The following is a 9,587-nucleotide window of genomic DNA, read 5'->3' on the forward strand; positions in this document are numbered from 1 at the left end:
CCCGCCGGATGGCGCATCAGCCGCCATCCGGCAATTTGAATCAGAGTTTATCCAGCAACTTCTTAACATCTTTACCGTTGCGGGAGTCTTTATTGCGATCGGCCCAATCGTTCAGACGACGTTTCGCTTCATCCTGCAGATGCTTACGCAACAGCTGATCAACCTGCAAGTTATAGTTCAGCGCCTGCCACTGGCCATAAACCCTGAGAGGAACCGGCGTGGCTTTCAGGAACTTAATCAGCTTGCTTTCGCCATCCCAGCCGCCCAGCACGCGAATGTTAAACTGCGTGTCGCAATTCTGCTTCACCAGATCTAACGTCCCCTTGCCCGTCAGCGCAAGCATCGCAGACTCACCGGCCATGTTATCCAGCGTAAGCTCGCCGTTATCCAGCGTCAGATCGGTTACAAAGCGATCCAGTCGGGTGACGTTATCCAGGTTTTGCTGTGATTTAACATCACCGCCGCTGCGTTCTACGGCTTGTTGTATCATCTGCTGGAAGTTCATCCCTTCCATTCGCGTATCGCTCATTTCGACATGGGCCTGGCCTTGCCAGCTATGACGAAACGCCTGGGCGTCAATATCCGAGCCGGAAAAATCTCCCGCCAGTGACAGCTTACCGGTCAGCGCGATGGGGTAGTTGAAGGCTTTCAGGATTGTGCCAATTTCTACACCTTCCAGTCGCGGATGAAAGACTGCTCGCGGCTCATCTTTTCTGGCGTCCAACGTACCGGGAAGCGAAACATGTCCACCGTCATTTTTCCCTTCCAGTTGCACGACCTTCAGTAAACCAAACTGGTTGTCTATTTTTGCCGAGACATTCTCAAACGCCATTTTACGCCACAATACCTTGTCAGCCTGTAACGTGATGTCTGCCGAGAATCCCTTGAGTCCCTGGTAAGAGACGGCATCAACCTGCGAAGCAATGACGGGACGCGCCAGCGTCGCCTGACCCTGGCCTTGCTGCACCTCACCGTTTGTCGCTGCCACGGCATCGCGTTGCACAATCAGATTGTCCAGATTGAGCTGACCAAATTTCAGGTCGACGAGCCATTCGGGTTTATCTAACAACGACACCTGGGCTTGCCCGGCGAGAGAGCTGTCGTTAGCGGTCAAATGAATTTGGCTAAACGCGAGCTGTTTTTTCTCTTCCAGCCACTGTGCCTGAAGTTGCCCCTCACCTTTAATTCCCTGCGACGGCAAATCGGCCCCCTGTAGTTGCCAGCTTAACTGCTCAATATTAGCGGACAAATTATGCGGGTAGTCGGAGGCATCGACGGTGCCGTTTAAGGATAACGCAAGGTCACGCTGATCGCGGTTCACGCGCCCGGAGAAATCAAACGTACCACGGTGTTGGCTATCCTGTTCCATCTCCAGACGAATATCGCGAACCGTAACCTGCTCGTCGTCTTCATGCTGGAATACCAGAACGCTGTCGGCCACGCGCAGACTGGCGATATCAAACGACCATCCTTTGTCTTCCGCCAGATCGGGCAATGTATTGTCTTTGGGAGCAACGGGCGCATCTTGTCCACGCACCGCCTCAGTTTGCGGGGTCAGTTGAATCACAGCCCCCTTGAGCATCACCTGCTTCACGCTGAGCTGATGACTCAACAACGGCCACAACGCGACGTCGAGACGCATATTGTCGGCACGAATCAGGGGTTCACTGGCACCTTCTGCGGTTAACACCATGCGTCCCGAGAGGATGCTCAGCTGAGGCCATACGTGCCAACGCAGAGGACCATCCAACTGCAGCTGATATCCGCTACGCACAGCAACCTGCTTGACCATATACGCACGGAAATCATTCGGATTCACCAACAGTACTAACGCAGAAAAACCGGCCACCAGCACGACCAGCAGGATCATCAGCGTTGTCAGAAATCGTCTCATGCTATCCCCAATGGACTGAAAACATTCAGTCTTTATCGATCCGGCTGGCAACAGCGCCCTGCTGATCGCGATACTTTGCATCCTGACGACGGTTGTAAGGTCGCGCAGCCGGACCGGAAAGCGGTTCGAAACTCAACGCGCCAATCGGCATGCCTGGGCGCAGGGCCAGCGGTAATTTTCCGGAGTTGTAGAATTCCAGTACGATGCACCCTGACCAGCCCGGATCGATACGGTGTGCGGTAACGTGTACCATCAGTCCCAGACGCGCTAATGAAGAACGTCCATCTAACCAACCGACGAGATCGGAAGGCAACGTCACGGATTCGAACGTCACCGCCAGCGCAAGTTCACCCGGATGCAGGAAAAATGCCTCGCCGTCCTTGAGGACGATTTCATCGCTCATTACACGATCCAGCGCGGCGCTGACTTCATCTTTCGGTCCACTCAAATCGATATACGCCGCCGTATGACCGCGGAACGTACGGAATTTGTTACCAAGACGCACATCTACCGTGGCGCCATTGATTCGCTCGACAGGAGGGCGTGGAGTGATCGACAGGCGACCTTCATCCAACCAGGCTTCAATATCTCGGTCACATAAACGCATGGCACTTTCTCCTTTCGTGCTTCAACCCCTTAATGCCAGGTGCGTTAAGGGTGAACCAGGTTATCACTGAACGGTACACAATTCGCTGAACTTATTCAAAGAACTGGCTGATTTTAGCCTTCAGAATATCGATGGCGATGCGGTTTTTACCCCCGCGCGGCACGATGATGTCGGCGTATTGTTTTGAAGGCTCAATAAATTGCAGGAACATTGGACGTACGGTTTTTTGGTATTGCGCCATCACCGAATCCATAGAACGACCACGCTCGTTCACATCCCGTTTAATACGGCGCATCAGGCAAATATCCAGCGGCGTATCAACAAAAATAGAGAAGTTCATCTCGTCACGCAAACGCGCGTCTGTCAGCAGCAGAATGCCTTCCAGGATGATCACTTTCTTGGGTTCGATATGAATAGTGTCTTGCGTGCGCGTATGCTCAACATAGCTGTAAACGGGGAGTTCAATGGCGCTTCCGCGTTTAAGCGTTTGTAGATGTTGAAACAGCAGACTGTGATCCATCGCGTTCGGATGGTCGTAGTTGGTTTTTACACGTTCTTCCATCGACAGATGGCTTTGATCTTTGTAATAGCTGTCTTCGGGAATAACGCCAATATGTTCGTCACCGACTTGTTCACGTAATTCGCGATAAAGCGTGCTGGCAATAAGACTCTTGCCGGAAGCCGATGCGCCGGCGATGCCGATAATGACGCACTGATGGGACTGATCAGTCATAAATTTAGCGACCTGATTAACCTGGATGTAAGGAAGGGCGGCGTCGAAACGCCAAACGCGGCAATTATAGGGATTTCAGCGGCGCGATGCCAGTCCAGCCTGCACCAATGCTTTCCTTGTCGCAAATTAAAATGATCAGTTTTAAAGCAGGTGCTAAATTTATCTATCAGCCTTAGGAATTAATAGCTTGAGAGTGTTAATTTATGAGCAGCTGGCGTATAAATTGTAAATTGTTTGTACTAGCATAATCGCAGATTAAACATGATGTATCCGGCATATCTCCCGGACGACATCGGCTATTTGGGTAGAGTGGTAATGAGTAAACAATCCCAACATGTTTTAGTTACCTTACCTCATCCTCTACTGCGCATGGCCAGTTTAGGTCTGGTGGCTTTCATTTTTACGCTATTCTCGCTGGAACTGTCACGTTTCGGTGCGCAACTGGCCCCGCTTTGGTTCCCAACGTCAATCATGATGGTGGCTTTTTACCGTCATGCGGGAAAGATGTGGCCGGGAATCGCGCTGGCTTGTTCATTTGGTAATATCGGCGCGTCCTTACTCTTCTTCCCCGGTGAATCGCTGAGCTTCACCTATACGGCCATCAACATTATTGAGGCTGTCGTTGGCGCAATGCTATTGCGGAAACTGCTGCCCTGGTACAACCCCTTACAAAATCTTAACGACTGGGCGCGCCTGGCATTTGGCAGCGCCGTGGTTCCCCCTGTGTTGGGCGGCTTGTTACTGTGGTTATTGCTGCCAAAGGAAACCTCGTTAAATACTTTTCTTATTTGGGTCCTGTCAGAATCCATCGGCGCGCTGGCGCTGGTGCCGTTAGGTTTGCTGTTTAAGCCACATTATTTGCTCCGCCACCGCGACCCGCGGTTACTGCTGGAAACCGTCATCACACTTCTGGTGACCTTGACGTTCAGTTGGCTGTCCATGATGTATCTTCCATGGCCTTTTACCTGCGTTATCGTCCTGTTGATGTGGAGCGCTGTTCGCCTGCCGCGAATGGAGGCATTTTTAATTTTCCTCAGCACCGTGATGATGGTCTCGATGATGTTGGCCGCAGACCCTTCTCTGCTCTACATCCCCAAACCCAACTTGATGACCAGCCTGCCGTGGCTGCCGTTTTTGATGATCCTGCTGCCGGCCAATATGATGACGATGGTGATGTACGCGTTTCGGGCCGAACGCAAACATATCTCTGAAAGCGAATCGCGCTTTCGCAATGCCATGGAATATTCCGCGATTGGTATGGCGCTGGTGGGGACCGAAGGGCAATGGCTCCAGGCGAATAAAGCGTTGTGCCAGTTTCTGGGTTACAGCCAGGATGAGCTACGTTCGCTAACCTTCCAGCAATTAACCTGGCCGGAAGATCTGAACAATGATCTCGAACAGCTGGATATGCTGGCACGCGGAGAAATCAACAGCTACTCCATGGAAAAACGTTATTACACGCGCTCCGGTGATGTCGTCTGGGCCTTGCTGGCCGTTTCGTTGGTGCGTCATAGCGACAATACCCCCCTCTACTTTATTGCGCAGGTTGAGGATATTAACGATCTGAAGCATACCGAGTGGATTAACAAGCGGCTGATGGAGCGCATTACCCTCGCCAACGAAGCCGGGGGAATTGGCATCTGGGAATGGGAGCTACAGCCTGACGTAATCAGTTGGGATAAGCGCATGTTTGATTTGTATGAAGTCCCTGCGCATATCAAACCCAGCTGGCAAGTCTGGTATGACTGCGTTGTGCCCGAAGATCGTGAACATGCTAAAAATGTCATTCGCGATTCGCTGGCCGCACGGGCCCCCTTTAAGCTCGAGTTTCGTATTGCGGTCAAAGATGGCGTGCGGCATATCCGCTCACTGGCAAACCGGGTACTGAATAAAGACGGTGAAGTTGAACGCTTCCTTGGCATCAATATGGATATGACCGAGGTGAAGCAGCTTAACGAAGCGTTGTATCAGGAAAAAGAACGTCTGCACATTACGCTGGATTCGATTGGCGAAGCGGTGATTTGTATTGATGTTGATATGAACGTGACCTTTATGAATCCGGTCGCAGAGAAAATGAGCGGCTGGCAGCAGGAAAGCGCCATCGGCATTCCGCTGCTGACGGTACTACGTATTACTTTCGGCGACAACGGTCCGCTGATGGAAAATATCTACAGTGCTGACATGTCGCGTACGGCCATCGAGCAGGAAGTCGTTCTGCATTGTCGCAACGGCAGCAGTTATGACATTCAGTACAGCATCACCCCCCTTAGTACTCTCGATGGCGGCAGCATTGGCTCGGTGCTGGTGATTCAGGATGTCACCGAATCACGTAAAATGCTGCGCCAGCTTAGCTATAGCGCCTCGCATGACGATCTGACGCAGTTGGCAAACCGCGTCAGCTTCGAAAATCATCTAAAGCAGTTACTGCATACGGTTCACGACACGCACCAACAGCATGCTTTGGTTTTTATCGATCTCGATCGTTTTAAAGCCGTAAACGATAGCGCCGGTCACGCCGCAGGCGATGCCCTGCTACGCGAACTCTCTTCACTGATGCTAAGCATGCTGCGTTCCAGCGATATGCTGGCGCGCCTTGGCGGCGACGAGTTTGGTCTGTTGCTGCCGGATTGTAATATCGAAAGCGCCCGCTTTATCTCAGGTCGCATCATCAGCGCCATCAACGATTATCATTTCATGTGGGAAGGCCGCTTGCACCGTATTGGCGCCAGTGCGGGGATTACGCTCATTGATGAAAAAAACCATGTCGCCAGCGACGTCATGTCTCAGGCGGATATTGCCTGTTATGCGGCGAAGAACAGTGGGCGTGGGCGAGTCTGCGTGTATGAACCCCAGCAAAGCGAGGCTCATGCTGCGCGAAGCCAACTGTCATTGGATGAACAAAGACACACCATTACGCACAATCCAATGTTAATCATCGCCAGGGGCGTGGCCTCCCCGCGTATACCAGAGACGTTTAGCTTCTGGCTCCTCTCGCTGCGTTTAGGGACAGCTGAAGGGGAGATTATTGAAGAACACGCTTTCCGTGCCGGGCTGGTCGATCCTACATTAAATCAGGCGCTTGACCGCCGGGTATTCACCGAGTTCTTCCAGAGTGCTGCCCCGGCCGTCGCCAGTAAGGGACTCAGCATTGCCCTGCCCCTTTCCGCCGCCGGGCTGCTGAATACAGAACTTGTTGACGAGCTGCTGGGGCAACTGCAAAGAAGTCCGTTACCACCACGACTGCTGCACCTGACCGTTCCGTCTAACGTGATAAAAACAAACCCAACGCAGGCTATATCCACATTACATCGACTGCGTCAGTGCGGATGTCGAATTATTTTAAGTCATGTCGGTCGCGATTTAGAGCTGTTTGACAACCTGAAGTATCGCATGGTTGATTACCTGCTGCTCGACAGCGAGCTAAGTGCCAGCGCCCACGGTAACGTGATTGACGAAATGTGGGTGTCCATTATCCAGGGCCATGCTCAGCGTCTGGACATTAAAACCATCGCCGGCCCGGTGCAGTTGCCGCTGATCATGGATGCGCTTTCTGGCATCGGGATTGATATGATTTATGGCGATATCATTGCCGACGCCCAACCGCTGGATCTGCTACTGAATACCAGTAATTTCGCCATCAACTGACGGCTGCCAGCCATCCGTATACCAGATATGTAATAACGCATAGGAGCGCCAGGGTTTCCAGCGCTCTGCATACCGCCGTATCTGGGCGGGCGTCATGCCGGCAAAACGTTGTTTAATCAGATAGTCATCCGGCAGAAAAACATCTTTCGCCTGCCAGCCCCGCAGCGCAAAGTAGTTGGCGGTCCAGCGCCCTATTCCGGGGAACGTTTGCAGATGTTTGACGCCTTGCTCGATATCGGCAGGCGCTTGCGTCGCAAGCGTTCCATCCAGCGTCGCGCGAGCCAGATGAATTAACGCTTCAGCGCGTTTGAGCGGCATCCCTAACGCTTTCAGGTGTAATGGTTCAGCATCAGCGAGCGCTTCAGGGGTAGGGAAACACACATACTCTGGGGCATCCTCCAGCGTTTGCCCATAAGTATGCGCCACTTTCGCCGTCAGTTTCGCCGCCATAGCCACGCTGACTAACTGCCCTAAAATCGCTCGTACTCCTTGTTCAAAAGCATCGACACTGCCCGGCAAACGCAGTCCCGGACGCGCTGCTCCAAGGCTTCCCAGCGCGCTGGCTATTTGCTGCGGGCAACAGGTAAGATCGAATAAACGTGTCATTTTAGCCAGACACTCTGCGGCAACCGGCTGTAGCCCCTGACTCAACGTCACGTGTAGTTGATGGGTGTGTAGATCCGGTATCACGCGCACCAGACCACGATGATTCCCGACGGACAGGCTTCTGACATAACGCAGATCCCCCACGGTTTCTACCCCTTCCACCGCACGGGCGGCCAGGAACCCCAGCATCCAGGGCCAGTCGTAAGGCGGTTGCCAACTCAGCGTGAACATTGCATTTTCCTTTTCCAGCAAACCTACAGCATAAACGGTATTCAAACGATACGCCTTGCTTTCATATTCCAGTTGTCGGGACGTCAACATTTCGTTAAAGTCACGCCCCTTCTTCACTGGCATGGGGATTTTTACGGTGTTTATTGGTTTTGACTACGGTACGGCAAACTGTTCAGTGGCCGTTATGCGAGACGGGCAGCCACAGTTGCTCAAAATGGAAAATAACAGCACGCTTCTGCCCTCAATGCTTTGTGCGCCAACACGCGAAGCGGTCAGTGAATGGCTGTATCGGCATCACGACGTTCCAACCACGGATGATGAAACGCAGGCGTTACTGCGCCGTGCGATGCGCTATAACCGCGAAGAAGATATCGATGTTAATGCCAACAGCGTGCAGTTCGGTCTGGCTTCGCTGGGTCACTATATTGACGATCCGGAAGAGGTGTACTTCGTTAAATCACCAAAATCCTTTCTCGGTGCCAGCGGTCTGAAACCGCAGCAGGTTGCGCTGTTTGAGGATCTGGTCTGTGCCATGATGCTGCATATTCGTAATCAGGCACAAAGCCAGTTGCCGGAAGCCATCACCCAGGCCGTTATTGGTCGCCCAATCAACTTTCAGGGTTTAGGTGGCGATGACGCCAATATTCAGGCGCAAGGTATCCTTGAACGTGCGGCAAAACGCGCTGGTTTTCAGGATGTCGTCTTTCAGTACGAACCGGTAGCAGCTGGTCTGGATTACGAAGCCACGCTGCAGGAAGAAAAACGCGTATTGGTCGTGGACATTGGCGGGGGTACAACCGACTGTTCATTGTTGCTAATGGGACCACAATGGCATCAACGCGCCGATCGCGAAAACAGCCTGCTGGGGCACAGCGGCTGCCGCGTAGGCGGGAACGATCTGGATATTGCACTGGCCTTTAAACACTTGATGCCGCTCCTCGGCATGGGTGGAGAAACGGAAAAAGGCATCGCCTTACCTATTCTGCCCTGGTGGAACGCGGTCGCGATTAACGATGTCCCCGCGCAAAGTGAGTTCTACAGTAGTGCCAACGGACGCTTATTAAACGATCTTGTACGTGACGCCCGGGAAGCCGATAAAGTCGCGCTGTTACTCAAAGTCTGGCGCGAGCGTCTGAGTTACCGCCTGGTGCGCAGCGCAGAAGAGAGCAAAATCGCGCTGTCCGACCAGAGCATAGTTACGGCGGCGCTACCGTTTATCAGCGAAACGCTGGCCACCGATATCAGTCAACACGGACTGGAAGCTGCGCTCAATCAGCCTCTGGCGCGTATTCTCGAGCAGGTGCAACTGGCGCTGGAAAACGCGCAGGAAAAACCGGACGTGATTTACCTGACCGGCGGCAGCGCGCGTTCGCCGTTGATCAAAAAAGCTCTCGCAGAGCAGCTCCCGGGCATCCCAATTGCCGGTGGCGATGATTTCGGTTCCGTTACCGCTGGATTGGCCCGCTGGGCTGAGGTTGTTTTCCGCTAAGCCGCTCGCAAGCTGAAAGGTGTGCATATTGACATCACCGTTGCTGTGGCTTATTTTCAGGAGTGAGGGTTAGGGAGGGTTTCCCCTCCCCCTGGTGTCTTAGTAAGCCGCGAAGCTAATGACTAAGAATATCACCAGTATGATGACGTGCTTCATCATAACCCTTTCCTTATTCTGGCCCCTTCCTCGGGAGGGGCTTTCCCGTTTCAGCGTCCCGCTGAAATCTCTGGCTTACCTCCTTTTTGCGTTGAACGCACTCTAACGCACTATTTCTTGTTCGCCGTTTTCAGCGCTAAATGTTGCGTAACGCCTCGCAAAGCCGCATCAGCATTCAGACGAATCCCGACAGTGTTTCATAATTCCTCCATTTTTCTCCCTTGTT

Annotated in this window: 7 protein-coding genes; 2 read left to right on the forward strand and 5 right to left on the reverse strand. The window is 52.8% G+C overall.

The window, feature by feature from the left end:
* Nucleotides 1-40: 40 nt before the first annotated feature.
* From asmA to udk, 3 genes are all read right to left on the reverse strand, one after another.
* Nucleotides 41-1,894 (reverse strand): outer membrane assembly protein AsmA, encoded by a 1,854-nt coding sequence (gene asmA / locus FDW92_RS04990; RefSeq protein WP_042307441.1) that lies wholly within the window; start codon nt 1,892-1,894, stop codon nt 41-43.
* Nucleotides 1,895-1,919: 25 nt separating this feature from the next.
* Nucleotides 1,920-2,501 (reverse strand): dCTP deaminase, encoded by a 582-nt coding sequence (gene dcd, locus FDW92_RS04995; RefSeq protein ID WP_003834269.1) that lies wholly within the window; start codon nt 2,499-2,501, stop codon nt 1,920-1,922.
* 91 nt (nt 2,502-2,592) lie between these two features.
* Nucleotides 2,593-3,234 carry a uridine kinase gene (gene udk / locus FDW92_RS05000; RefSeq protein WP_003036776.1) on the reverse strand — a complete coding sequence of 214 codons (642 nt, stop codon included), beginning with the start codon at nt 3,232-3,234 and terminating at the stop codon, nt 2,593-2,595.
* A 315-nt stretch (nt 3,235-3,549) separates the two neighbouring features.
* Here udk and FDW92_RS05005 point away from each other — a divergent pair, with 315 nt between their 5' ends.
* Nucleotides 3,550-6,879, forward strand: a complete 3,330-nt coding sequence (locus FDW92_RS05005) for a diguanylate cyclase (RefSeq protein ID WP_042307987.1) — start codon at nt 3,550-3,552, stop codon at nt 6,877-6,879.
* On the opposite strand, the gene alkA is transcribed toward FDW92_RS05005, so the two are convergent.
* Complete coding sequence (alkA, locus tag FDW92_RS05010) at nt 6,847-7,716, reverse strand: DNA-3-methyladenine glycosylase 2 (RefSeq protein WP_042307985.1); 870 nt, start codon at nt 7,714-7,716, stop codon at nt 6,847-6,849. The genes FDW92_RS05005 and alkA overlap by 33 nt on opposite strands.
* Before the next feature lie 136 nt (nt 7,717-7,852).
* Between alkA and yegD the strand changes: the two genes are divergently transcribed.
* The gene (gene yegD, locus FDW92_RS05015; protein WP_042307438.1) at nt 7,853-9,205 is read left to right on the forward strand and encodes a molecular chaperone; all 1,353 of its coding nucleotides are present in this window, start codon (nt 7,853-7,855) and stop codon (nt 9,203-9,205) included.
* A 99-nt stretch (nt 9,206-9,304) separates the two neighbouring features.
* On the opposite strand, the gene FDW92_RS05020 is transcribed toward yegD, so the two are convergent.
* The gene (locus FDW92_RS05020; RefSeq protein ID WP_137350000.1) at nt 9,305-9,364 is read right to left on the reverse strand and encodes a type I toxin-antitoxin system Ibs family toxin; all 60 of its coding nucleotides are present in this window, start codon (nt 9,362-9,364) and stop codon (nt 9,305-9,307) included.
* Nucleotides 9,365-9,587 lie beyond the last annotated feature (223 nt).

The organism is Citrobacter sp. wls706 (assembly GCF_005281305.1).
Classification (GTDB): domain Bacteria; phylum Pseudomonadota; class Gammaproteobacteria; order Enterobacterales; family Enterobacteriaceae; genus Citrobacter; species Citrobacter werkmanii.

Bases quoted from the DNA above. Each gene is read 5' to 3' on its own strand.
- asmA (WP_042307441.1), bottom strand. From the start codon at position 1,894: ATGAGACGATTTCTGACAACGCTGATGATCCTGCTGGTCGTGCTGGTG.
- dcd (WP_003834269.1), bottom strand. From the start codon at position 2,501: ATGCGTTTATGTGACCGAGATATTGAAGCCTGGTTGGATGAAGGTCGC.
- udk (WP_003036776.1), bottom strand. From the start codon at position 3,234: ATGACTGATCAGTCCCATCAGTGCGTCATTATCGGCATCGCCGGCGCA.
- FDW92_RS05005 (WP_042307987.1), top strand. From the start codon at position 3,550: ATGAGTAAACAATCCCAACATGTTTTAGTTACCTTACCTCATCCTCTA.
- alkA (WP_042307985.1), bottom strand. From the start codon at position 7,716: ATGTTCACGCTGAGTTGGCAACCGCCTTACGACTGGCCCTGGATGCTG.